We start from the raw sequence: 23,503 nt of genomic DNA on the forward strand, positions 1-23,503 counted from the left end.
TAGAGTAATCGCTATGAGCGAAGACCGATCGAGCAACGGGCAAAAGTCATGGCTGGGTAAACTGACCCAGGCTTTTGCCCACGAGCCGAAAAACCGCCAGGAGCTGCTGGAGCTGCTGCGCGAGGCCCACCAGAACAAGTTGCTGGACAGCGAAGCGCTGGCCATCGTCGAAGGCGCCATCCAGGTCGCTGACCTGCAAGTACGGGACATCATGGTCCCGCGCTCGCAGATGATCAGCATCAAGGCGACCCAGACCCCGCGGGAATTCCTCCCGGCCGTGATCGACTCCGCGCACTCGCGCTACCCGGTGATCGGTGAAAGCCATGACGACGTCATGGGCGTCCTGCTGGCCAAGGACTTGCTGCCGCTGATCCTCAAGGAGAACGGCGACAGCTTCAACATCAAGGACCTGCTGCGTCCCGCCACCTTCGTACCCGAATCCAAGCGCCTGAATGTGCTGCTGCGCGAATTCCGCGCCAACCACAATCACATGGCCATTGTGATCGACGAATACGGCGGCGTGGCCGGCCTCGTGACCATCGAAGACGTGCTGGAACAGATCGTCGGCGACATCGAGGATGAGCACGACGTCGAAGAAGACAGCTACATCAAGCCGCTGCCGAGCGGTGACTTCCTGGTCAAGGCGCTGACGCCGATCGAGAACTTCAACGAGTTTTTCGACAGCGAATTCTCCGACGACGAGTTCGACACCGTTGGCGGCCTGGTAATGAGTGCGTTCGGGCATCTGCCCAAGCGTAACGAAACCACCGAGATCGGCGCGTATCGCTTCCGCATCCTGAATGCCGATAGCCGTCGTATCCACTTGATCCGCTTGACCCCTATTGCCCGTTAAGGACTGAAATGCGCCGCATGATCGCACCCGGCTGGCCCGGTAACTTGCTGGCCGTGGTGGCCGGCGCCATCACTACCCTGGCGCTGGCGCCGTTCGATCTGTGGCCGTTTGCACTGATCGCGGTCGGAGTGTTCTATGTCGGCCTGCGAGAGCTGACACCCCGTCAGGCGCTGGGCCGTGGTTGGTGTTTCGGTTTCGGCCTGTTTGGTGCTGGCACCAGCTGGATTTACTACAGCATCCACCACTTCGGCGGCGCTTCGGTGCTGCTGGCGGGGTTCCTGATGCTGTTGTTCACCGCCGCCATTGCCTGGTTCTTCGCCCTGCCCGCTTGGCTGTGGGCGCGCTGGTTGCGTCGCAATGAAGCACCGTTGGCAGATGCGCTGACGTTTGCCGCATTGTGGGTCGGCCAGGAAGCCTTTCGCGGCTGGTTCCTCACCGGATTCCCGTGGCTGTACTCCGGTTACAGCCAGCTCGACGGCCCCCTCACCGGCCTGGCGCCAGTGGGTGGCATGTGGCTGATTTCCTTTGCCCTGGCACTGACGGCGGCCCTGCTGTGCAACCTGCCGCGCCTGCTGGCCAGTAAACGCAATGGGTTTATCGGCGCAGGTCTGGTGTTGCTGGTCGCACCCTGGGCCATCGGCCTGGCGCTCAAGCATCACGCTTGGACGTCCCCGTCCGGCGCTCCGCTGACCGTAGCGGCCATCCAGGGCAACGTCGAACAAAGCATGAAGTGGGACCCCGAGCAGCTCAATGCGCAGCTCGCGCTGTACCGCGACATGAGTTTCAGCTCCAAGCCTGTCGACCTGTTGGTGTGGCCGGAAACGGCGGTGCCGGTGCTCAAGGAGTCCGTCGAGGGCTACCTGGGGATGATGGGCAAGTTTGCCGCCGACCGACACACAGCGCTGATCACCGGCGTGCCAATACGCCAGGAAGTGCACCACCAGAAGCGCTACTTCAATGGCATCACCGTGGTAGGCGAAGGCGACGGCACTTACCTGAAGCAGAAGCTCGTGCCGTTTGGCGAATACGTGCCGCTGCAGGACATGCTGCGCGGACTGATTGCCTTCTTCGACCTGCCGATGTCGGACTTCGCCCGCGGCCCCGCCGACCAGGCGATGTTGCAGGCGAAGGGCTATCAGATCGCGCCCTTCATTTGCTACGAAGTGGTCTACCCGGAATTCGCCGCCGGACTGTCGGCCCAGAGCGACCTGCTGCTGACCATCAGCAATGACACCTGGTTCGGCCGCTCCATCGGCCCGCTGCAGCACCTGCAAATGGCGCAGATGCGTGCGTTGGAGGCTGGGCGCTGGATGATCCGTGCGACCAATAATGGCGTGACTGGGTTGATCAACCCGTTTGGCCAGATCACTGCGCAGATCCCGCAATTCGAGCGCGGAATCCTCTACGGCGAAGTGGTGCCGATGCATAACCTGACGCCATACCTGCAATGGCGCTCGTGGCCGCTGATCATCGTGTGCCTGGGGTTGTTTGGTTGGGCGCTGCTGGCAGGCCGGATGGCAAAAACCGTCTAACAGCCAACGCGAATCAAAATGTGGGAGAGGGCTTGCCCCCTCCTACATCTTGATCTGCATTTTAATCAGCAGGGTTATCGATAGAACAACCGATACCCCACCTGCCCTACCGCCTCGTTGATCAACTGCCCACTCTGCCACACCGACTTGAACTCGGGCATCCATCCACCCAGCGGCCGTGCATTGTCCACGCCTAGAAACCCCACCGGCGCCGGCACTACGGTGAAGCCGGCCTTTTCAAAACTCCACACCGAACGCGGCATGTGCCAGGCCTGGGTCACGACCACCACACGCTTGATGCCCTCGGGCAATAGAATCTCGGCACTCATCTGTGCGTTTTCCCAGGTGGTACGGCTGCGCTCTTCCTTCCAGCGCACCGTAACGCCGAAATCGTCCTGCATCGACACCGCCATCAGCTCAGCTTCGCTGGGCGGCGTGCCGTAGTGCAATCCCCCGGTGGTAAGCACCGGCAGGCCGGACGCCTTGGCCAGTCGGGCGGCATACCGCTGGCGCTCCAGGCCAATACCGGTAGGCTGATCAGAACCCCATGCCGGGTCGCCGCGCTCACGTCCCGAGCCCAGCACCACAATGGCGTCGGCGCGCTGGGCCAGGGTCGACCAGTCTTCACGCGCCAACGGAGGCTCGGTCTCCAGGGCCCGCGCGCCCCACTCCACGGCCACCGGCAAGCTGATCAACCACATGCCGCCAAACCCCAGGGCAAAGCAGCAGCCGGCCAAACGTGGGCGAGTGCGTCTAAACCACCAGGCAAGGGCCAGCAGCAGCAAGAGAATGCCGGGCGGCAGGAGCAGTTGTTTAATGAAATAACGAATAGGCATCGGGCATCTCCAAAGATGCCCGAAGCCTAAGGTGTAACGGGGTTTAGCGACAATCTCTACAGTGAAATAGCGCAATGGTGTTGTTCAGCGGGGGTTAACTACTTGTAGCGGGCGGACCGGAATGTTTCCGGGCCACGACCGGCCGGCAAGTCCTTGAGCCACACCACCTTGGCAGAGTGCGTAGGCTCTTGGGCTGGCGGGGTTGCCACCCAAGGGGGCGCACTGCGCTTGTTGCGTTCCAGGTAAGCCTTGATCAGTTCCAACTCCGCGCGACTCAATCCACGCAGTTCCAACTCGACAGGCCGTTCATCACGCAATCGGCCCGCTGTCCTCGCTGCATCCAATGCACGACCCAATCGGTCGATCAGTCCCTCGTAGACGTCCGGTTTAGTTGCGATTCGCTGCGATTCAACCATCCCCTCACCTCATTGAAGAAAGACTTGCTCCCCACTGAACAGCGTAGCCCTCGTTGCTGCGCCTGCCCGGCGCCGCGACAGACGGCCTCGGCTACGCAATCAGGGTTTCCCTCGATAGAGTGGGGTCATGTATGCTACGGCGCTTCCTGTAACTCCACTTCCCGCAGGGTTTGGGCACGGACGCGCCGCTTTTTGGTGTCGAACAACCTGAACGTTGCACCGAAGAGGATTAGGCCACCCCTATCCAGTTCAAAAGTAGCCATGCACGAACAATATCAGCCCCGTGAAATAGAAAATGCCGCCCAAACCTTCTGGGACGAGCAAAAGTCCTTTGAAGTCAGTGAACAGCCAGGCAAGGAGACTTTCTATTGCCTATCGATGTTCCCTTACCCCAGCGGCAAGCTACACATGGGGCACGTGCGTAACTACACCATCGGCGACGTGATTTCCCGCTACCAGCGCATGCAAGGCAAGAACGTCCTGCAACCCATGGGTTGGGACGCCTTCGGCATGCCGGCGGAAAACGCTGCGATGAAAAACAACGTGGCTCCCGCCAAGTGGACCTACGAAAACATCGCCTACATGAAGACCCAGCTGCGCAGCCTGGGCCTGGCGGTGGACTGGTCCCGCGAAGTGACCACCTGCAAGCCGGATTACTACCGCTGGGAACAATGGCTGTTCACTCGCCTGTTCGAAAAAGGCGTGATCTACAAAAAAAGCGGCACCGTGAACTGGGACCCGATCGACCAGACCGTGCTGGCCAACGAGCAGGTGATCGACGGGCGCGGCTGGCGTTCCGGCGCGCTGATCGAAAAGCGCGAAATCCCGATGTACTACTTCAAGATCACCGCCTACGCGGATGAACTCTTGTCGAGCCTCGACGATTTGCCGGGCTGGCCTGAACAGGTCAAGACCATGCAGCGCAACTGGATCGGCAAGTCCAAGGGCATGGAAGTGCAGTTCCCGTACAACGTCGACTCCATCGGCGAAGCGGGCGCACTCAAAGTCTTCACCACCCGTCCCGACACCCTGATGGGCGCGACCTACGTCGCCGTGGCCGCCGAGCACCCGCTGGCCACCCAGGCCGCACAGAACAACCCCGAGCTGCAGGCGTTCATCGCCGAATGCAAAGGCGGCAGCGTGGCTGAAGCCGACGTCGCCACTCAAGAGAAAAAAGGCCTGCCGACCGGCCTGTTCGTCGAGCACCCACTGACCGGCGAGAAGTTGCCGGTTTGGGTCGCCAATTACGTGTTGATGCACTACGGCGATGGCGCAGTAATGGCTGTACCGGCCCACGACGAGCGTGATTTCGAATTCGCCACCAAATACAACCTGCCGATCAAGTCGGTGGTGCGCACCAGTTCGGGCGACACCAACCCGGCCCCGTGGCAAGACGCCTACGGCGAGCACGGCACCCTGATCAATTCCGGAGAGTTCGACGGCCTGGACTTCGCAGGTGCTTTCGACGCCATCGAAGTCGCGCTGATCAAGAAGAACCTCGGCGCCTCGCGCACCCAGTTCCGCCTGCGCGACTGGGGCATCAGCCGCCAGCGCTACTGGGGCTGCCCGATCCCGATTATCCACTGCGAAACCTGCGGTGACGTGCCGGTACCGGAAGACCAACTGCCGGTCGTGCTGCCGGAAGACGTGGTGCCGGACGGCGCCGGTTCGCCATTGGCACGCATGCCTGAGTTCTACGAGTGCAGTTGCCCTAAATGCGGCCAGCCAGCCAAGCGTGAAACCGACACCATGGACACCTTCGTGGAGTCCTCGTGGTACTACGCCCGCTACGCCTCGCCTCACTACGAGGGTGGCCTGGTGGAAAAATCCGCGGCTGACCATTGGTTGCCGGTGGATCAGTACATTGGTGGCATCGAACACGCCATTCTTCACCTGCTGTACGCGCGTTTCTTCCATAAGCTGATGCGCGACGAAGGCCTGGTGAGTTCCAACGAGCCGTTCAAGAACCTGCTGACCCAAGGCATGGTGATCGCCGAGACCTACTATCGCCGCGAAGCCAATGGCGCCTACACCTGGTTCAACCCGGCGGACGTCGAACTTGAGCGCGACAGCAAAGCCAAGGTCATCAGCGCCAAGCTGATCGCCGACGGCCTGCCGGTGGAGATCGGCGGTACCGAGAAAATGGCCAAGTCGAAGAACAATGGCGTCGACCCACAGTCGATGATCGACCAGTTCGGTGCCGACACCTGCCGTCTGTTCATGATGTTCGCCTCGCCACCTGACATGAGCGCCGAATGGTCCGACTCCGGCGTCGAAGGCTCGCACCGCTTCCTCAAGCGCGTCTGGCGCCTGGCTCACGCCCATGTCAGCCAGGGCCTGCCGGCCAAGCTGGACGTGGCGTCCCTGAGCGACGAGCAGAAACTTATTCGCCGCAGCACCCACCTGGCCATCAAGCAAGCCAGCCAGGATGTAGGCCAAAACCACAAGTTCAACACCGCCATCGCCCAGGTGATGACATTGATGAACGTGCTGGAAAAAGCCCCGCAAGCGACCGAACAGGACCGCGCACTGGTACAGGAAGGCCTGGAAACGGTCACCCTGCTGCTGGCACCGATTACGCCGCACATCAGCCACGACCTGTGGAGCCGTCTGGGCCATAGCGACGCAGTCATCGATGCGCGCTGGCCGGTGCAGGATGACAGCGCCCTGGTACAGGACACGCTGCAACTGGTGATCCAGGTCAACGGTAAGCTGCGTGGCCAGATCGACATGCCGGCCAGTGCCAGCCGTGAAGAAGTCGAAGCGGCCGCACGCGTCAACGAGAACGTGCTGCGCTTTACCGAAGGCCTGACGATCCGCAAAGTGATCGTGGTGCCTGGCAAATTGGTCAATATCGTCGCTAGCTAATCGCATCGGGCGCAGGGCTTGAGCCCTGCGCCGAACAAAGCCTTCAAGGCCTCGATAAGGCCCACATGGTTTCAAGGGGAGCAACAAAATGATCAAACGCAATCTGCTGGTTATGGGCCTTGCCGTGCTACTGAGCGCTTGCGGCTTCCAGCTGCGCGGCACCGGCACCAATGACCTGACGATCAAGGAACTGGATGTCAGCGCGCGCGACGCCTACAGCGAAACCGTGACCCAGTTGCGCCAGGTCCTCGAAAACAACGGGGTACACGTCTACACCGGCGCAACCTACAAGCTGTTCCTGGCGAACGAAAAAGAAACCCAGCGCAACCTGAGCTACGCCAGCGCAGGGCGCGCCTCGGATATCGAACTGAGCACTGTGCTCAGCTTTGAAATCCAGGGCCGCGACCACCTGCCATTGATGGGTGACAACATCCAGGTGCAGAAAATCGTCAGCCACGATGGCAACAACCTGGTGGGCTCGGATGCCGAAATCATCCAGGTCCGCAAGGAAATGCGTCGTGATCTGGTGCAACGCGTAGTCTTGCGCCTGTCGATGCTGACCCCGGAGAAGCTGGAAACCTTGCAGCAAGCCGCTGACAACAAGGCCAAGGCTGACGCCGATGCGCTGAAAGCTGCGAAAGAGTACGAAGACAACACGCCGAAACAATCGCCTGTTGAAGTACCTGTCGAGTAAGCCAGACGGGGCGCCCCAGGCGCCCCGCTCTACCTGCCTATGAAACTAGCCCCCGCCCAACTCGCCAAACACCTGCAAGGTGGCCTCGCGCCTGTCTACATCGTCAGCGGTGATGACCCGCTGCTGTGCCAGGAAGCCGCCGACGCCATCCGTACCGCCGCACGCCAGCAGGGCTTCGATGAACGCCAGGTATTCAGCGCCGACGCCAGTTTCGACTGGGGCACGCTGCTGCAAGCCGGCGCGAGCATGTCGCTATTCGCCGAAAAACGCCTGCTTGAGCTGCGTCTGCCATCGGGCAAGCCTGGTGATAAAGGCGCGGCAGCACTGATGGAATACTGCTCACGTCCCGCTGAAGATACGGTCTTGCTGATCAGCCTGCCCAAACTCGACGGCAGCGCGCAGAAGACCAAGTGGGGCAAGGCCTTGGTAGAAGGGTCGCAGACCCAGTTCATCCAGATATGGCCGGTGGACAGCAATCAGCTGCCGCAGTGGATTCGCCAGCGCCTCTCACAATCGGGGCTGGCCGCAACGCAAGACGCGGTTGAGCTGATCGCCGCCCGGGTCGAGGGCAACTTGCTTGCCGCTGCTCAGGAGATCGAAAAGCTCAAGCTGATGGCCGAAGACGGGCAGATTACCGTCGAAACGGTACAAGGCGCCGTGGCGGACAGTGCACGTTTTGACGTATTCGGGCTGGTGGATGCAATCCTCAACGGCGAACCCGCCCACGCCCTGCGCATGCTCGAAGGCCTGCGTGGCGAAGGGGTCGAGCCACCAGTGATTCTCTGGGCCCTGGCCCGAGAGCTTCGGGTATTGGCCAATATTGCCCTGCAGTACAGCCAAGGCACGCCGCTGGACAAGTGCTTTAGCCAGGCTCGGCCACCGGTGTGGGACAAGCGCAAACCCCTGATGAGCAAAGCCCTTCAACGGCACTCGGCGCAACGCTGGGCACAACTGTTGCTGGAGGCGCAGCGCATTGATGCGCAGATCAAGGGCCAGGCGGCGGGTTCACCGTGGATGAGCCTCAGCCGTTTGTCGTTGTTGATGGCCGGTCAGCGCCTGACACTTCCAGCCGAATAATCCTAGTTTCCAAACACCACAGAACCAATGTGGGAGGGGGCTTGCTCCCGATGGCGGCGCTGAAGTCGACACATGTATTGACTGAAACACCACCATCGAGGGCAAGCCCCCTCCCACACGTCCTATCGCGTACGCAATGAAATCTCCTACCCGCCGCCGGGCTTTACAGCTGTCCAACTTCGGCAGATGATTTGCACCGCTGCATCACATCTGAGGAGAGCATCGACCATGAGCAAAAAGCCATCCAAGCATGGCCCCAACAAGGCCAAATCCATCATCGCCCAGCCACTGTTCCGCAGCCGTCAGGAACGCGCCGGCAAGGGCAAGGGCAGCTACCGCCGCGAAGCCTTCCAGTCTAATAGCTGGGAGGCTTCTTACTTTCTGGCTGCCTGAAGGCAAGCGCCCCTCTGGCATGATAAGGTCAGCGTCTGATTTGTAATCCCTGGACCTGTGCATGCCCTCTCGTCTTTCCCGTCATTGGCACCTTCGCCAACTGATCGCTGCCTCCAGCCTCATTCTGCTTGTCGCCTGTGCGGAAAAACCTACCGCCGCCGACGCCCAACCGTTGCCAAAGCTCCAAACCGCACCCGTTGTAGCGCCCGCCGTCGTGGCCCCGCTGGCCGTGGACAATCTCGATATCCAACCGACCCAAACCTTCGCCGAATGGCAGGCGGGTTTCCGCGCGCAAGCCCTGCAGGCCGGCATTACCGCCGCCGTGTTCGACAATGCCTTCGCCAATGTCACCCCCGACATGGCGGTGATCCGCGCCGACCGCAGCCAGCCGGAGTTTTCCCGCCCGGTGTGGGAATACCTCGACGGTGCCCTATCGCCGTTGCGTGTGCGTAATGGCCAGGCACTGCTAATCAAATATGCCGACATCCTGCAAAGCATCGAGCAACGTTATGGCGTCGACCGCCAAGCGTTGGTGTCGGTGTGGGGCATGGAGAGTAACTTCGGCCAGTTCCAGGGCAACAACTCGGTGATCCGCTCCCTGGCGACCCTGGCCTATGAAGGCCGACGCCCAGCCTTTGCACAGGCGCAATTGCTGGCGGCACTGCAGATCATCCAACACGGCGATATCCAGGCCGACCAGATGAAAGGCTCCTGGGCAGGCGCTATGGGCCAGACCCAATTTATCCCGACCACCTACAACACCCACGCAGTGGACTTCGACGGCGACGGTCGCCGCGATATCTGGAATAGCCCGGCCGACGCCCTCGCCTCCACTGCGCACTACCTGCAAAGCTCCGGCTGGCAGAAAGGCCAGCCTTGGGGGTTCGAGGTGAAACAACTGCCAGCGAACTTCGATTACGCCCTGGCCGATGGCGGCACCCGCAAAACCGTCGCTGAGTGGCTGAAACTGGGCGTGCAGCTGCCGCCGGGCGCCAGCATGCCAAGCAATGTCGACCAACTCTCCGCCGCCCTGCTGCTGCCTGCGGGCTATCGCGGCCCGGCGTTCCTGGTGCTGGATAACTTCCGCGCCATCCTCAAGTACAACAACTCATCGTCCTACGCGCTGGCGGTTGGCCTGTTGTCGGAGCGGTTTGGTGGCGGTGGCGTGATTCGTGGCGAGTGGCCGAAAGATGAGCTGCCGCTGAGCCGATCCCAGCGCATGGATTTGCAGACGGCGTTGAGTGCCAATGGCTATGACGCGGGCAACCCGGATGGGATTATCGGCGCCAACACCCGTAAGGCGATTCGTGCGGCGCAGCAGGCGCTGGGCTGGCCGGCGGATGGGTATCCGACGGTGAAATTGCTGGAGTCGCTGCAGAACCGTTAGATCTGCTTATGGCGACTACCGCTATCGGGGGCAAGCCCCCTCCCACATTTTGATTTGTGAATACATTCAAGTGTGGGGGGGGCTTGCCCCCGATGGCGGTTTGGCAGGCACCAACAGATTCAGGGTTTGAACACCACATCCTGCTCCAACACCACCCGCTTCTCCCCTGCATCCAAACGCACCAACGCGCCCATTGGCAGCGTCAGGTTCGGATCGCAATGCCCACTGCGCCAGCCGGCCAACACCGGTATGCACAAAGGCTCGAACGTCTGCTTCAGCAGGCGCTCCAGCGCAGCGTTATCCACCCCCGCCACATCCCCCACCAGCACACCCGCAACCTGGGCCAATTTACCGGCCAGGCGCAAGTGCGTCAGCAACCGGTCAATGCGGTAGATCGGCTCGTTGACGTCTTCGATAAACAGGATGATGCCTTCAGCGTCGATTTCGTAAGGCGTCCCCATGACCGCCGCAATCATCGACAGGTTACCTCCCAGCAAGCGCCCACAGGCAATGCCAGGCTCGATCGTGGTCAACGGGTACGCCACCGGGTGCGACAGCACACTGCCGGCGCCCATTTGTCCGCGCAGAAGGCTGAACAGGGAGGACTCGGTAGGCTGCTGCTTGTCGCCCAGCAGATCGGCATTGAGCATCGGCCCGTGGAAGGTCACGAAGCCGGCGTAGCGGCTGATCGCCAAGTGCAGGGCGGTGATGTCGCTGTAGCCCACGAATGGCTTGGGGTTGGCGCGTAGCAGTTCGAAATCCAGGCTATCGAGCAGACGCGGTGTTCCATAGCCGCCGCGCAGGCAAAAGATAGCGTCGATGTCCGGATCGGCGAAGGCGGCGTGCAGGTCACGCAGGCGCACTGCATCGCTGCCGGCGAGGTAGCCGTCGCGTTCATAGACGCCGGGGGAAATTCGCAGATCGTAGCCGCGCGTGCGCATCCATTGGCCAGCCCTTTCAACGTCCAGCACGGCGGGGCCGGCAGGGGCGATCAGGGCGATGGTGCCTTCAGAACGAAGGGCTGGAACGGCTGCTGTCATACACAACTCTCCCTAACTAGCGCGGAACGAAATGTGGGAGGGGGCGTGCCCCCGATTGCGGTGGATCAGCCAGCACATGTAGCGACTGACATACCGCAATCGAGGGCAAGCCCCCTCCCACACTGGATCTAAACCCCTATCAGGAAACCAGGCTTGCCTTGACCAACTTGGCTTGTTCGTCAGCGTGGTACGAAGAGCGTACCAACGGGCCCGAGGCGACGTTCTTGAAGCCCATCTTGTAGCCTTCCTCGGCGAACCAGGCGAAGGTGTCCGGGTGCACGAAACGCTGCACCGGCAAGTGGCTGCGCGACGGTTGCAGGTACTGGCCCAGGGTCAGCATGTCGATGTCGTGTTCGCGCATGCGTTTCATGACTTCGATGACTTCTTCGTCGGTTTCGCCCAGGCCCAGCATCAGGCCGGATTTGGTCGGAATGTGCGGCATCATCTGCTTGAATTTCTGCAGCAGGGTCAGCGACCACTGGTAGTCCGAACCCGGACGCGCAGCCTTGTACAGGCGTGGCACGGTTTCCAGGTTGTGGTTGAACACATCCGGTGGCTCGGCGGCGGTGATTTCCAGCGCCACGTCCATACGGCCACGGTAGTCCGGGACCAGGGTTTCGAGCATCACGTTCGGCGACAGTTTGCGGATTTCGCGGATGCAGTCGGCAAAGTGCTGTGCACCGCCGTCACGCAAGTCGTCGCGGTCCACCGAGGTGATCACTACATATTTGAGTTTCAGGTCGGCGATGGCGATGGCCAGGCTTTCCGGCTCGTTCACGTCCAGTGGCTTCGGCCGGCCATGGCCAACGTCGCAGAACGGGCAACGACGGGTGCAGATGTCACCCATGATCATGAACGTGGCGGTGCCGCCGGAGAAGCATTCGCCCAGGTTCGGGCAAGAGGCCTCTTCGCATACGCTGTGCAGCTTGTGTTTGCGCAGCAGGGCCTTGATACGGTCGACTTCCGGCGAAACCGGGATACGCACGCGAATCCAGTCGGGTTTCTTCGGAAGTTCGGTGGTCGGAATGATCTTCACCGGGATGCGTGCAACCTTCTCGGCGCCGCGCAGCTTGACACCGGCTTCCACCTTGGCACGCGGGGCCGGGGCCGGACGCTCGGTAACGTCCAGCGTCGGGATCATGGTTTGCACTGCATCAGTAGTCATAATCAGTCGATTCCGCCCGTTAGGGTCGTCTGCTCAGCATAGTCGAGGTGTTTGACGAGCTGCGCGCGCAGCCGGGCACTTACCTCGGCAAATTTAATCGGTGTAGCGTGTTCGCTCAGTTGGGTCATCGCCAACCCGGCATAGCCGCACGGGTTGATCCGCCGAAACGGGGCCAAGTCCATGTCCACGTTCAGGGCCAGGCCATGAAAGGAACATCCGTGACGAATCCGAAGCCCCAGGGAGGCGATTTTCGCGCCATCCACATACACACCGGGAGCATCAGGCTTGGCCGCGGCGGTCACGCCATAACTGGCCAGCAACTCGACCAGGCAAGCCTCTATCCGGCTGACCAGATCGCGCACGCCAAATCCCAGCTTGCGCACGTCCAGCAACAGATAAGCGACCAACTGGCCGGGGCCATGGTAAGTCACTTGGCCACCTCGGTCGACCTGCACCACCGGAATATCCCCCGGCAGCAGCAAATGCTCAGCCTTGCCAGCCTGGCCCTGGGTGAACACCGGCGGGTGTTCCACCAGCCAGATCTCATCGGGGGCCGAGGTGCCACGCTCGTTGGTGAACCGTTGCATGGCGTGCCAGACAGGCTCGTAGGCCATCTGGCCGAGCTCGCGAAAGCCCAGGACCTCTGGCATCACAGCACCATGTGCACGAAGCCGGTGGCCCGCAGTTCGCTGTTGATGTCGTAGAGCTGGTCCTGGCCGGTCGCAACGATGTGCAACTGGATAGTCGTGTATTTACCGGTGGTGCTGGATCGCTCATCCACTCGGTTATCGTTGATCGTGGCGTGTTTACGCACGATCTCAAGAATCGTGTCCTTGCGGCCAACACCCGTGTCGCTGATCACCTTGATCGGGTAATCGACCACCGGGAATTCGATCTTGGGTGCCTTTACTTCGGTATCGGTCATGGCGTAACGGCCTCGTAAGCGGTAAGCCGTGGCGACGGCAAAGCCCCGCGTCGGATCAACGCGGGGCTTTGCAGGTGCACACTATCAGTTGAACAAGCCGTAGAAGAATAGACGGATGCTATCCCACACGCGGCGGAAGATACCACCTTCGTCGACAGCGTCCAGCGCGATCAGGTCAGCGCTGTGCACCACCTTGTCGTCCAGTTTCACTTCGACTTTACCGATCACGTCACCCTTGGCGATTGGAGCAACCAATTGCGGGTTCATGGTCATGCTGGCAGCGAGCTTTTTCAGCTGGCCTTTAGGCATGGTCAGGGTCAGGTCTTCAGCCAGGCCGGCCTTGACTTGAGAGGTTGCGCCCTTCCATACCGGCGCGGTCGCCAGTTCAGCACCCTTCTGATAGAAGGTCTGGGTTTCGAAGAAGCGGAAACCATAGGTCAGCAGCTTTTGCGTTTCGGCCGCACGGGCCTGCTCGCTGTTTGTGCCGAATACCACTGCAATCAGGCGCTGGCCGTCACGAACAGCGGACGACACCATGCAATAGCCAGCCTCTTCTGTGTGGCCGGTTTTCAGACCATCAACGGTCTTGTCGCGCCACAACAACAGGTTGCGGTTAGGCTGCTTGATGTTGTTCCAGAAGAACTCCTTCTGGGAGTAAATCGCGTAGTGCACCGGGTCGACACGAATGATCGCGCGGGCCAGGATCGCCATGTCGTGAGCCGACGAGTAGTGCTCAGGGTTTGGCAAACCAGTCGGATTCATGAAGTGGCTGTTGGTCATGCCCAGGTCGGCCACGGTTTTGTTCATCATGTCGGCGAATGCATCTTCGCTGCCGGCGATGTGCTCGGCCAGCGCGACGCTGGCGTCGTTACCGGACTGGATGATGATGCCGTGCAGCAGGTCACTTACGGTGACTTGCGAGCCCACCTTGATGAACATGCGCGAACCGCCGGTACGCCAGGCATTTTCGCTGACGGTCACCGGGTCGTTCTCGCCGATCTGGCCGCGACGGATTTCCAGGGTCGCGATGTAGGCGGTCATCAGCTTGGTCAGGCTGGCTGGCGGCAGGCGTTGGTCACCGTTGCTCTCTACCAGCACGTTGCCGCTGGCAGCGTCCATCAGGACCCACGCCTTAGCGGCCAGTTGCGGTGAAGCCGGCACCATTTCAACCGCCCAGGCGGCCGGGGTGATGATCAGCGAGATAAGCAGGCACGTGCGTTTGGCTAAGGTGGTGATGTTCATCCGTCTCTCGAAATTGCTTATGGAAACTTGCCCTCGCGGGCAAAACTTATTCAGACAGCCCGCTACCAGACTGTCACGTGTTCGGTTGCCCGCTCACCCCTTGCCCCTGGGTTTTTATTGTTCAACGAGCCAACAACCACAGCTCAAACCCGCGCACGGGCCTGAACCATCAATTCTTTGTTATTCAGCGGTGACCACGCTGGGTTGTCCCAGGTTGGCCATGCGCACGCTGTTCTGTACTTGCGCCACTTCGCTCGGCGAGCCGATCGGGCCCATGCGCACGCGGTGCAGGGTTTGCTGGTTACGCACGATGGAGCTGATAAAGACCGGCGCGTTGACCATGCCGCTGAGCTTGGACCTTAACAGTTCTGCCGCATCCGGGTTGGCGAAAGCGCCCACTTGCAGGTATTGCCCGCCAGCGACCGAAGCACCCGACGCTGCGTGGGGTACGACCACCGTGTCCGGTGCGTGTTGCTGCGGTGGCGGTGTCCACTGTTCGATCTTGCCGGTGGATGCCGTCACTTGCGGCTGCGCACTCTGCGGTTCATTGAGCATCAGCGGGGCGGGCTTGCCACGCTGGGCCCAGTACTGCGCCGGGTCGATACCTTCGACCTTGACCCGCGCCGTACCGGTTTCGGCATAGCCGAGCTTCTTCGCGGCGGCGTAGGACAAATCGATGATCCGGTCCGAATAGAACGGCCCACGGTCGTTGACCCGCAGGATCACCGTGCGGTTATTGTCCAGGTTGGTCACCCGCACATAGCTGGGCAGCGGCAAGGTTTTATGCGCTGCGCTCATGCCATACAGGTCATAGACCTCGCCGTTGGCAGTGTTCTGACCATGGAACTTGGTGCCGTACCAGGACGCCGTGCCCGATTGCACGTAGGTCTTGGATTCCTGCAACGGAAAGTAGGATTTACCCAACACGGTATAGGGGTTGGCCTTGTAAGGGCCGGTGTGCAAGGTGGGCGTGGCATCCGGGATTTTCGACACATCGACATCCCACCACGGCGCGCCGTCTTTGTGCGCGCGGTTGATGTCCAGGCCTGGCTGGGAACGTACGGCGGTACCGCCGGACTTCTGTGGTGCCGGGCCACGGCTTGTGGAACAACTGACGACCAGCAGGGACAACGCGGCGAACGCCACCAGCTTGAGCGGTTGATTGAACGGCGATGCCCGCATTACTTGTTGCCCCGTGCTTGGACCAGCATGTCTGACAGCTGATGCACGGCCATGGCGTACATCACACTGCGGTTATAACGCGTGATTGCGTAGAAATTCTTCAGGCCCATCCAATATTCAGGACCATTTTCGCCTTCCAGGCGGAACGCCGTGACCGGCATATCATCGCGTGGCGCATTCTGACTCGACCAGCCCAGCGCCCGCAACTCCCCGACCGTCTTGGCCGGCTCGATGCCCTGGGTCAGGCCTTCATCGGCACGTTCCCCGCTGATGTCGGCGCGAATCACTACGGGCTCGCCGCCCACCCAGCCATGGCGCTTGAAGTAGCTGGCCACGCTGCCAATGGCGTCGTCGGGATTACTCCAGATGTTGATGTGGCCGTCACCGTCAAAATCCACGGCATAGGCGCGAAAGCTGCTCGGCATGAATTGCGGTAAGCCCATCGCCCCGGCGTAGGAGCCTTTGAGGGTCAGCGGGTCGACCTGCTCTTCGCGGGCCAACAGCAGGAATTCGCGCAGCTCCTTGCGGAAGAAGTCGGCGCGAGGCGGGTAATCGAAGCCCAGGGTCGACAAGGCGTCGATCACCCGATAGCTGCCGGTATTGCGCCCGTAAAAGGTTTCAATGCCGATGATCGCAACAATTACCTGGGCCGGCACGCCGTATTCCTGCTCGGCGCGGGCCAGCACGGCTTCATGCTGGCGCCAGAAGTCCACACCGCGCGCCACGCGGGCGTCGGTGAGAAACATCGGGCGATATTCCTTCCACTGCTTCACGCGTTCGGCGGGGCGGGAGATGGCGTCGAGGATCGCCTGCTTTTTCTGGGCTTCGCGGAACACGCCCATCAGCTGCTCACCTGCGAAACCGTAGTCGCGGGTCATCTCACCGACAAATTCGGCGACCTGGGGTGAACCATCGTAGTCACCGGCCTGCGCCTCTTGCGTTGCGCCCAGTAGCCCAATCAGGCCCATCCAGGACGCATGCCGAGTGGCCCAGCCGCGCATTACTTGCATTGACATCTTCACCTTATTCAAACCTGTGCGATCCACTTGCGATGCGTATGAATCGACATCAAAACCCCAAACGCTGACAGCAATGTCACCAGCGAAGTTCCGCCGTAGCTAATGAACGGCAACGGCACCCCAACCACCGGCAACAGGCCACTGACCATACCGATGTTGACGAAAACATAAACAAAAAAAGTCATGGTCAGGCTGCCTGCGAGCAATTTGCCGAACAGCGTCTGTGCCTGTGCGGTAATTACGAGGCCGCGCCCGATCAGCAGCAAATAGATCAGCAACAGTGCGCAGATGCCTACCAAGCCGAACTCTTCGCCCATCACCGCGATAATGAAGTCGGTGTGGCTCTCTGGCAAAAAGTCCAGGTGCGACTGGGTGCCCAGCAGCCAACCCTTGCCAAACACGCCGCCGGAACCGATGGCTGCCTTGGACTGGATGATGTTCCAGCCGGTGCCGAGCGGGTCGCTTTCCGGATCGAGAAACGTGAGGATCCGTTGCTTCTGGTAGTCGTGCATAAAGAAGAACCACATGGCCACGGCCACCGGTACGGCCGCAGCCAGCACACTGAGGATCCAGCGCCAGCGCAAGCCACCCATGAACAGCACGAACGCACCGCCGGCGAGAATCAGCAGCGAGGTGCCGAGGTCCGGCTGACGAACGATCAGGATGAACGGTACGCCAATCAGAATCAGGCTGATGCCTACGTGTTTAAGCTGCGGCGGCAAGGTGCGCTTGGACAGGTACCAGGCAATGGTGGCCGGCATCAGGATCTTCATGAATTCCGACGGCTGGAAGCGAATCACCCCCGGAATGTTGATCCAGCGGGTTGCGCCCATGGCGTTGTGGCCCATCACGTCCACCACCACCAGCAGCAATACACCGGCGACGTAGCCAAGCGGCACCCACCGCGCCATGAAACGCGGCTCCAACTGGGCAATCACCACCATGGACAGCAGGCCCAGGCCAAAAGACGACGCTTGCTTGATCAGAAGGTCCCAATTCTTGCCGCTGGCCGAATACAGCACAAACAGGCTCCCGGCGGCCAGGGTCAGCAACAGGATCAGTAACGGGCCATCAATGTGCATGCGCTGCAGCAACGTCGCGCGGCGACGCATCACATCCTCGCTGGAGAGGATGCGGTCAAAATTACTCTTCACTGGCCGTAACCTCGGGGTTTGAAGGGGGGCCGCCATATTCGGGCTTGAGCCTGCCGTCGTCGGCCAACAACCAGGCATCCATCACCTGGCGCACCACGGGAGCGGCAACACCGGAGCCGGACTCGCCGTTCTCCACCATGACGGCCACGACGATTTTCGGGTCGTCTGCCGGAGCAAAACCGACGAACAAGGCGTGGTCGCGGTGGCGCTCCTGGACCTTGGTGCGGTCGTATTTCTCGCCCTGCTTGATCGCGACCACCTGGGCCGTACCGCTCTTGCCGGCAATGCGGTACTGCGCACCGATTGCGGCTTTTCGCGCGGTGCCACGGGCGCCGTGCATCACTTGCTGCATACCATGGTTGACCTTGGTCCAGTCGGACGAGTCGCGCAGCACGATGTCCGGGATCGGGTTGTCATCCACCGGTTTCTCGCCCTCGATGGTCTTGGCCAGGTGCGGGCGATTCCAGATACCTTTGTTGGCCACCAGCGCGGTAGCCTGGGCCAGCTGCAACGGGGTGGCCTGCATATAGCCCTGGCCGATGCCGAGGATCAGGGTTTCACCCGGGAACCACGCCTGACGACGGGTCGCACGCTTCCACTCCCGGGACGGCATGAGGCCAGGAGATTCTTCGAACATATCCAGGGAAACTTTCTGACCGAGGCCGAACTTGCCCATGTAGGCAGACAGCCGGTCGATCCCCAGCTTATGGGCCAGGTCATAGAAATAGGTGTCGTTGGACCGCATGATCGCGGTGTCCAAGTCGACGTAGCCGTCACCGGTGCGGTTCCAGTTACGGTATTTGTGATCGTAGTTGGGCAGCATGTAGTAGCCCGGGTCGTACACGCGACTGGAAGCAGTGACCACACCTGCATCCAGGCCAGCAATCGCCACCGCGGGCTTGATGGTCGAACCGGGCGGATACAGGCCGCGCAGCACGCGGTTGAACAGCGGTCGGTCGATGGAATCGCGCAACTCGGCGTAGGCCTTGAAGCTGATCCCGGTCACAAACAGGTTAGGGTCGAAACTTGGCTGGCTGACCATGGCCAGGACCTCGCCTGTTTTCGGGTCCAGTGCCACCACCGCGCCACGCCGCCCACCCAAGGCCATCTCCGCCGCTTCCTGCAGCTTGATGTCGAGGCTCAGCACAATGTCCTTGCCGGGAATCGGGTCGGTGCGCTTGAGCACGCGCAATACGCGGCCACGGGCATTGGTCTCTACTTCTTCGTAACCCACCTGGCCGTGCAGTTCCGGCTCGTAGAAACGCTCGATGCCGGTCTTGCCGATATGGTGGGTACCGCTGTAATTGACCGGGTCGAGGCTCTTGAGCTCTTTTTCGTTGATCCGCCCCATGTAGCCGACCGAGTGCGCAAAATGCGCGCCCTGCGGGTAATGACGTACCAACTGTGCCACCACTTCCACCCCCGGCAACCGGAACTGGTTCACCGCGATGCGGGCGATCTGCTCTTCGGTCAGCTCAAACAGGATCGGCACCGGCTCAAAGGGCCGACGCCCCTGCTTCATGCGCTTTTCGAAGATCACTCGGTCTTCCGGCGTCAGTTGCAGCACCTCGACGATGACATCAAGGACTTGCTGCCAATCGCCGGAACGCTCGCGGGTCATGCTCAGGCTGAAGCTGGGCCGGTTATCCGCGACCACCACACCGTTGCGGTCGAAAATAAGCCCACGGGTCGGCGGAATCGGCTGCACATGCACCCGGTTGTTTTCCGACAGCGTGGAGTGGTACTCGTACTGGATCACCTGCAGGAAATACAGGCGGGCGATCAGCACACACATCAGCCCGACGACCAGAATCGCACCAAACACGACCCGAGCGCGTACAAGACGTGCGTCTTTCTCGTGGTCCTTGATGCGGATCGGCTGGGTCATCGGGAGGGGCGCAGACTATTTGTGGTAAGGGTGCCCGGACAGAACTGTCCAGGCGCGATACAGCTGTTCACCGATCAGAATCCTTACCAACGGGTGCGGCAACGTCAGTGCCGACAGCGACCAACGCTGGTCGGCTCGCGCGCAGACTTCCGGCGCCAGCCCTTCCGGGCCACCGACCATGAAGTTGACGGTGCGCGAGTCCAGGCGCCAGCGATCCAGTTCCACCGCCAGTTGCTCGGTGCTCCAGGGTTTGCCGTGCACTTCGAGGGTGACGATGCGCTCGTTGGGGCCGACCTTGGCCAACATGGCTTCGCCTTCCTGACGGATAAAGCGCGCTACGTCGGCATTCTTGCCCCGGGTGTTGAGCGGTATTTCCACCAGTTCCAGCGACAGCTCAGAGGGCAGACGCTTGGCATACTCGTGCCAGCCTTCTTCCACCCACTTGGGCATGCGTGAACCGACAGCGATCAGACGCAGGCGCACAGCCGTTCCTTATTCCTGGTCTTTGTTGAGCTTGTCGAAGTGCGCGTGGCCCACTTCCGGGCTGTGGTGCTTGCCATCAGCGGCACGGCTCTGCTCGGCGCCTTTCCACAGACGCTCCAGGTCGTAGAACTGACGGGCGTTGGAGGTCATCATGTGAACGATCACGTCGTCCATGTCCAGCAGCACCCAGTCGCTGTCGCCCTTACCTTCTTCACCCAGTGGCTTGACGCCTTGGGCTTTGACGGCTTCGCGGACCTTGTCCAGCATCGCGCCGATCTGGCGGTTGGAAGTACCAGTGGCGATGATCATGAAGTCGGTGATGCTCTGCTTGTCGCGTACGTCCAGAACCTGAATGTCCTGGGCCTTCACGTCTTCCAGGGCGGCAACGGCGACTTTTACCAGCTCTTCGCCAGCCAGTTCCGGACCAACGTGGGCTTCAACCGGCAGCGGGGCGCTTTTGAACGTGCCTTTGCGTTTTACTTTGCTTACGTCTTTGTTCGTCATAAAAAACTCGTTTTGCTCATATGTTCGGGCGCTCGCTGCACGACTGTTCGTGCGTTCAAGCGCGCCTTTTCAGTTCGACGCACGGTAAAGCCCGTGCGCATCGATGTAGGCCAGGACCGCGTCAGGCACCAGGAAACGTACCGACTTCCCGCTGGCCAGCAGTTGACGGATCTGGGTGGCAGACACCGCAAGCGGGGTCTGCCAGACGAATGCAATATTCCCGTTCGGCCCGGTCAGGGCCAAGGGGTCACTTACCGACCGCGCGGCCAGCAGGTTGCGCAAGGCATCCGGCGGTTCGCTGTCGGCATCCGGGCGTTGCAAAACCAGGATGTGGCAATGCTGGAGGAGTTCCTCCCAGCGATGCCAAGAGGGCAGGCCGCAAAATGCGTCCCAGCCCAAAAGCAGAAACAACTGGTCATCTACGGCCAACTCGGCGCGTATCAGCTCCAGGGTGTCGACAGTGTAGGACGGTTTATCGCGTTTGAGTTCGCGGTCGTCCACCACCAGCGGCGGTATGCCTTCTACGGCAAGGCGCACCATTTCCAGCCGTTGTTGCGGTGACACCTGCGGCGTATCGCGATGGGGCGGCCGCGCGTTGGGCATCACGCGCAACTCGTCCAGTGCAAGGGCATCTGCGACTTCGAGAGCGCTGCGCAAATGGCCGATGTGCACGGGGTCGAAAGTACCGCCGAGCAGCCCGATGCGTTTAGCCATCAAGTGCGCACATGACCGTCGCCGAACACCACGTACTTCTCGCTGGTCAGACCTTCCAGGCCAACCGGGCCGCGTGCGTGAAGCTTGTCGGTGGAGATGCCGATCTCGGCGCCCAGCCCGTATTCAAAGCCGTCGGCAAAGCGCGTCGAGGCGTTGACCATCACCGAAGCGGAATCCACTTCGTTGAGGAAGCGACGCGCATCGCTGAAGTGCTCGGAGACAATCGCGTCGGTGTGCTTGGAGCCGTATGTGTTGATGTGTTCGATGGCCTGATCCAGGTCATCAACGATGCGGATTGACAGGATCGGCGCCGTGTATTCGGTGTACCAGTCCTGTTCAGTCGCTTCGATCACGTCGGCGCCCAGCAGCGCGCGGGTGCGTTCGCAGCCGCGCAGTTCCACGCCCTTGTCGCGATAGATGGCAGCCAGCGGCGGCAGCACGCGATCGGCAATGCCGACATGCACCAGCAGAGTCTCCATGGTGTTGCACGGGGCGTAGCGATGGGTCTTGGCGTTGTCGGCGATGCGGATGGCCTTGTCGATATCGGCGGCGATGTCGATGAACACATGGCATACGCCGTCCAGGTGCTTGATGACCGGAACCTTGGCATCACGGCTGACGCGTTCGATCAGGCTCTTGCCACCGCGCGGCACGATCACGTCGACGAATTCCGGCATGGTGATCAGCGCGCCAACGGCCGCGCGATCGGTGGTTTCCACCACTTGCACCACTTCGGCCGGCAGTTCGGCCACGGCCAGGCCTTGCTGGATGCAGGCGGCAATTGCGCGGTTGGAATTGATCGCCTCGGAACCGCCACGCAGGATGGTGGCATTGCCAGACTTGAGGCACAGGCTCGCGGCGTCAATGGTCACGTTAGGTCGCGACTCATAGATGATGCCGATCACGCCCAGGGGCACGCGCATCTTGCCGACCTGAATACCGGACGGCAGGTAACGCATATCGCGGATTTCACCGATGGGGTCAGGCAGCTTGGCCACCTGACGCAGGCCTTCGATCATGTCGTCGATACGTGCCGGGGTCAGCGCCAGACGGTCCAGCAGGGCCGGTTCCAGGCCATTGGCGCGGCCGTTGGCCAGGTCCAGTTCGTTGGCCGCGGCGAGTTCGGAGCGCGAAGCATCCAGAGCATCAGCGGCGGCCAGCAAGGCACGGTTCTTCTGCGCGGTGCTCGCACGGGCGATCAACCGCGAGGCCTGACGGGCAGCGCGACCCAGGCGGGTCATGTAGTCAAGAACGGACTCAGTCATGGTCAGGGAGTCTTGGCAAAGAGGAAAGCGGCAGATTATAGCTGTGACGCCGCCCGACTGACAGCGGTCAGGGGCGGATGGTCGAAATGAACTGTAAAAACCTGGGGTTCAGCGGTAATTAAGGTGGGAGTTGTTATGATTCCGTCACATTTAGCCGCATTTCCCCTGACCGCCATGCCCAGCTCATCGCCCCAACGCCCCGCCAGCGCCCTGCCCGACGGCTTCTTCGACCGTGACGCGCAAATTCTTGCGCGGGAACTGCTCGGCAAAGTTGTACGCCATCGCGTCGGCGAAATCTGGCTTTCGGCTCGAATTATTGAAACGGAAGCCTATTACGTGGCCGAAAAAGGTAGCCACGCTTCACTCGGCTACACAGAAAAGCGTAAGGCTTTGTTTCTGGATGGCGGCCATATCTACATGTACTACGCCCGTGGCGGCGACTCCCTGAACTTCAGCGCACATGGACCGGGCAATGCCGTATTGATCAAATCGGCCTATCCGTGGGTCGATGACCTTTCCGGCCAGGCGAGCCTCGCGCAGATGCAGTTGAACAACCCGAATGCCGATGGCAGCCCGCGCACCTCGCAGAAGCTGTGCGCTGGCCAAACGTTGTTGTGCAAAGCGCTGGGACTCAAAGTGCCGATGTGGGACGCCAAGCGCTTCGACCAGGAAAGGCTGTATGTGGAAGATGTCGGCCAGGTACCGACGCAAATCATCCAGACGACCCGCCTGGGCATCCCCAGTGGCCGCGATGAACACCTGATGTACCGTTTTGTCGATGCAAGCTATGCACCGTACTGCACACGGAACCCGCTGCGCCGAGGCCAGGTCGAAGGCCGCGACTATTTTCTGATTTGAATTTTGTG

Annotated in this window: 23 protein-coding genes; 8 read left to right on the plus strand and 15 right to left on the minus strand. The window is 61.0% G+C overall.

Annotated features, from left to right (window positions below):
• Positions 1–13: 13 nt before the first annotated feature.
• Positions 14–853, plus strand: coding sequence for an HlyC/CorC family transporter (locus tag LRO94_RS25075; protein ID WP_005791724.1), 840 nt, complete (start codon positions 14–16; stop codon positions 851–853).
• A gap of 8 nt (positions 854–861) precedes the next feature.
• The gene (gene lnt / locus LRO94_RS25080) at positions 862–2,385 is read left to right on the plus strand and encodes an apolipoprotein N-acyltransferase (RefSeq protein WP_122752987.1); all 1,524 of its coding nucleotides are present in this window, start codon (positions 862–864) and stop codon (positions 2,383–2,385) included.
• A 74-nt stretch (positions 2,386–2,459) separates the two neighbouring features.
• On the opposite strand, the gene LRO94_RS25085 is transcribed toward lnt, so the two are convergent.
• Positions 2,460–3,221, minus strand: coding sequence for a YdcF family protein (locus LRO94_RS25085; RefSeq protein WP_095186210.1), 762 nt, complete (start codon positions 3,219–3,221; stop codon positions 2,460–2,462).
• A gap of 98 nt (positions 3,222–3,319) precedes the next feature.
• A complete protein-coding gene (locus LRO94_RS25090; protein WP_095186209.1) occupies positions 3,320–3,637 on the minus strand; it encodes a hypothetical protein in 318 nt (105 codons plus the stop codon).
• Between the two features lie 261 nt (positions 3,638–3,898).
• Between LRO94_RS25090 and leuS the strand changes: the two genes are divergently transcribed.
• The 5 genes from leuS to LRO94_RS25115 all read left to right on the plus strand — a co-directional run bounded on the left by leuS (position 3,899) and on the right by LRO94_RS25115 (position 10,056).
• Positions 3,899–6,505 carry a leucine--tRNA ligase gene (gene leuS, locus LRO94_RS25095; RefSeq protein ID WP_122752989.1) on the plus strand — a complete coding sequence of 869 codons (2,607 nt, stop codon included), beginning with the start codon at positions 3,899–3,901 and terminating at the stop codon, positions 6,503–6,505.
• An 88-nt stretch (positions 6,506–6,593) separates the two neighbouring features.
• The gene (locus tag LRO94_RS25100; protein ID WP_032884603.1) at positions 6,594–7,199 is read left to right on the plus strand and encodes an LPS-assembly lipoprotein LptE; all 606 of its coding nucleotides are present in this window, start codon (positions 6,594–6,596) and stop codon (positions 7,197–7,199) included.
• 39 nt (positions 7,200–7,238) lie between these two features.
• Positions 7,239–8,276 carry a DNA polymerase III subunit delta gene (gene holA / locus LRO94_RS25105; RefSeq protein WP_032884602.1) on the plus strand — a complete coding sequence of 346 codons (1,038 nt, stop codon included), beginning with the start codon at positions 7,239–7,241 and terminating at the stop codon, positions 8,274–8,276.
• Between the two features lie 228 nt (positions 8,277–8,504).
• Entirely contained in the window at positions 8,505–8,669 is a 165-nt protein-coding gene (gene arfA / locus LRO94_RS25110) for an alternative ribosome rescue factor ArfA (RefSeq protein WP_003176285.1), read from the plus strand.
• Between the two features lie 61 nt (positions 8,670–8,730).
• Positions 8,731–10,056 (plus strand): lytic murein transglycosylase, encoded by a 1,326-nt coding sequence (locus LRO94_RS25115; protein ID WP_032884601.1) that lies wholly within the window; start codon positions 8,731–8,733, stop codon positions 10,054–10,056.
• A 119-nt stretch (positions 10,057–10,175) separates the two neighbouring features.
• Here the strand turns inward: LRO94_RS25115 and LRO94_RS25120 are convergent, their stop codons facing one another.
• From LRO94_RS25120 to LRO94_RS25180, 13 genes are all read right to left on the minus strand, one after another.
• Positions 10,176–11,096, minus strand: coding sequence for a S66 peptidase family protein (locus tag LRO94_RS25120; RefSeq protein ID WP_032884600.1), 921 nt, complete (start codon positions 11,094–11,096; stop codon positions 10,176–10,178).
• Positions 11,097–11,235: 139 nt separating this feature from the next.
• On the minus strand, positions 11,236–12,237 hold the full coding sequence (gene lipA / locus LRO94_RS25125) for a lipoyl synthase (protein WP_162163623.1): 1,002 nt from the start codon (positions 12,235–12,237) through the stop codon (positions 11,236–11,238).
• Positions 12,238–12,263: 26 nt separating this feature from the next.
• Positions 12,264–12,911, minus strand: a complete 648-nt coding sequence (gene lipB, locus LRO94_RS25130) for a lipoyl(octanoyl) transferase LipB (RefSeq protein ID WP_032884599.1) — start codon at positions 12,909–12,911, stop codon at positions 12,264–12,266.
• Entirely contained in the window at positions 12,911–13,186 is a 276-nt protein-coding gene (locus LRO94_RS25135; RefSeq protein WP_032884598.1) for a DUF493 domain-containing protein, read from the minus strand. Before LRO94_RS25135 ends, lipB begins: the two co-directional genes overlap by 1 nt.
• Before the next feature lie 84 nt (positions 13,187–13,270).
• Positions 13,271–14,428: a D-alanyl-D-alanine carboxypeptidase family protein gene (locus LRO94_RS25140; RefSeq protein WP_032884597.1), complete on the minus strand. Its 1,158-nt coding sequence runs from the start codon at positions 14,426–14,428 to the stop codon at positions 13,271–13,273.
• Positions 14,429–14,608: 180 nt separating this feature from the next.
• Positions 14,609–15,610, minus strand: coding sequence for a septal ring lytic transglycosylase RlpA family protein (locus LRO94_RS25145; RefSeq protein ID WP_179179835.1), 1,002 nt, complete (start codon positions 15,608–15,610; stop codon positions 14,609–14,611).
• The gene (gene mltB, locus LRO94_RS25150; RefSeq protein ID WP_179179834.1) at positions 15,610–16,620 is read right to left on the minus strand and encodes a lytic murein transglycosylase B; all 1,011 of its coding nucleotides are present in this window, start codon (positions 16,618–16,620) and stop codon (positions 15,610–15,612) included. The genes LRO94_RS25145 and mltB overlap by 1 nt, the downstream gene beginning before the upstream one ends.
• 17 nt (positions 16,621–16,637) lie before the next feature.
• Positions 16,638–17,741 (minus strand): rod shape-determining protein RodA, encoded by a 1,104-nt coding sequence (gene rodA, locus LRO94_RS25155; protein WP_050442794.1) that lies wholly within the window; start codon positions 17,739–17,741, stop codon positions 16,638–16,640.
• Positions 17,742–17,772: 31 nt separating this feature from the next.
• Positions 17,773–19,671 carry a penicillin-binding protein 2 gene (gene mrdA / locus LRO94_RS25160; RefSeq protein ID WP_032884594.1) on the minus strand — a complete coding sequence of 633 codons (1,899 nt, stop codon included), beginning with the start codon at positions 19,669–19,671 and terminating at the stop codon, positions 17,773–17,775.
• Positions 19,672–19,686: 15 nt separating this feature from the next.
• Complete coding sequence (rlmH, locus tag LRO94_RS25165) at positions 19,687–20,154, minus strand: 23S rRNA (pseudouridine(1915)-N(3))-methyltransferase RlmH (RefSeq protein ID WP_048724663.1); 468 nt, start codon at positions 20,152–20,154, stop codon at positions 19,687–19,689.
• Positions 20,155–20,163: 9 nt separating this feature from the next.
• The gene (gene rsfS, locus LRO94_RS25170) at positions 20,164–20,658 is read right to left on the minus strand and encodes a ribosome silencing factor (protein ID WP_003176298.1); all 495 of its coding nucleotides are present in this window, start codon (positions 20,656–20,658) and stop codon (positions 20,164–20,166) included.
• Between the two features lie 69 nt (positions 20,659–20,727).
• Entirely contained in the window at positions 20,728–21,372 is a 645-nt protein-coding gene (nadD, locus tag LRO94_RS25175) for a nicotinate-nucleotide adenylyltransferase (RefSeq protein WP_095186205.1), read from the minus strand.
• Positions 21,372–22,637: a glutamate-5-semialdehyde dehydrogenase gene (locus LRO94_RS25180; protein WP_032884592.1), complete on the minus strand. Its 1,266-nt coding sequence runs from the start codon at positions 22,635–22,637 to the stop codon at positions 21,372–21,374. Before LRO94_RS25180 ends, nadD begins: the two co-directional genes overlap by 1 nt.
• Positions 22,638–22,811: 174 nt before the next feature.
• On the opposite strand from LRO94_RS25180, the gene LRO94_RS25185 reads away from it, so the two are divergent.
• Positions 22,812–23,495, plus strand: a complete 684-nt coding sequence (locus tag LRO94_RS25185; protein WP_032884768.1) for a DNA-3-methyladenine glycosylase — start codon at positions 22,812–22,814, stop codon at positions 23,493–23,495.
• The last annotated feature ends 8 nt before the right edge of the window (positions 23,496–23,503 follow it).

Source organism: Pseudomonas sivasensis, from assembly GCF_021391435.1.
Taxonomy (GTDB): Bacteria; Pseudomonadota; Gammaproteobacteria; order Pseudomonadales; family Pseudomonadaceae; genus Aquipseudomonas; species Aquipseudomonas sivasensis.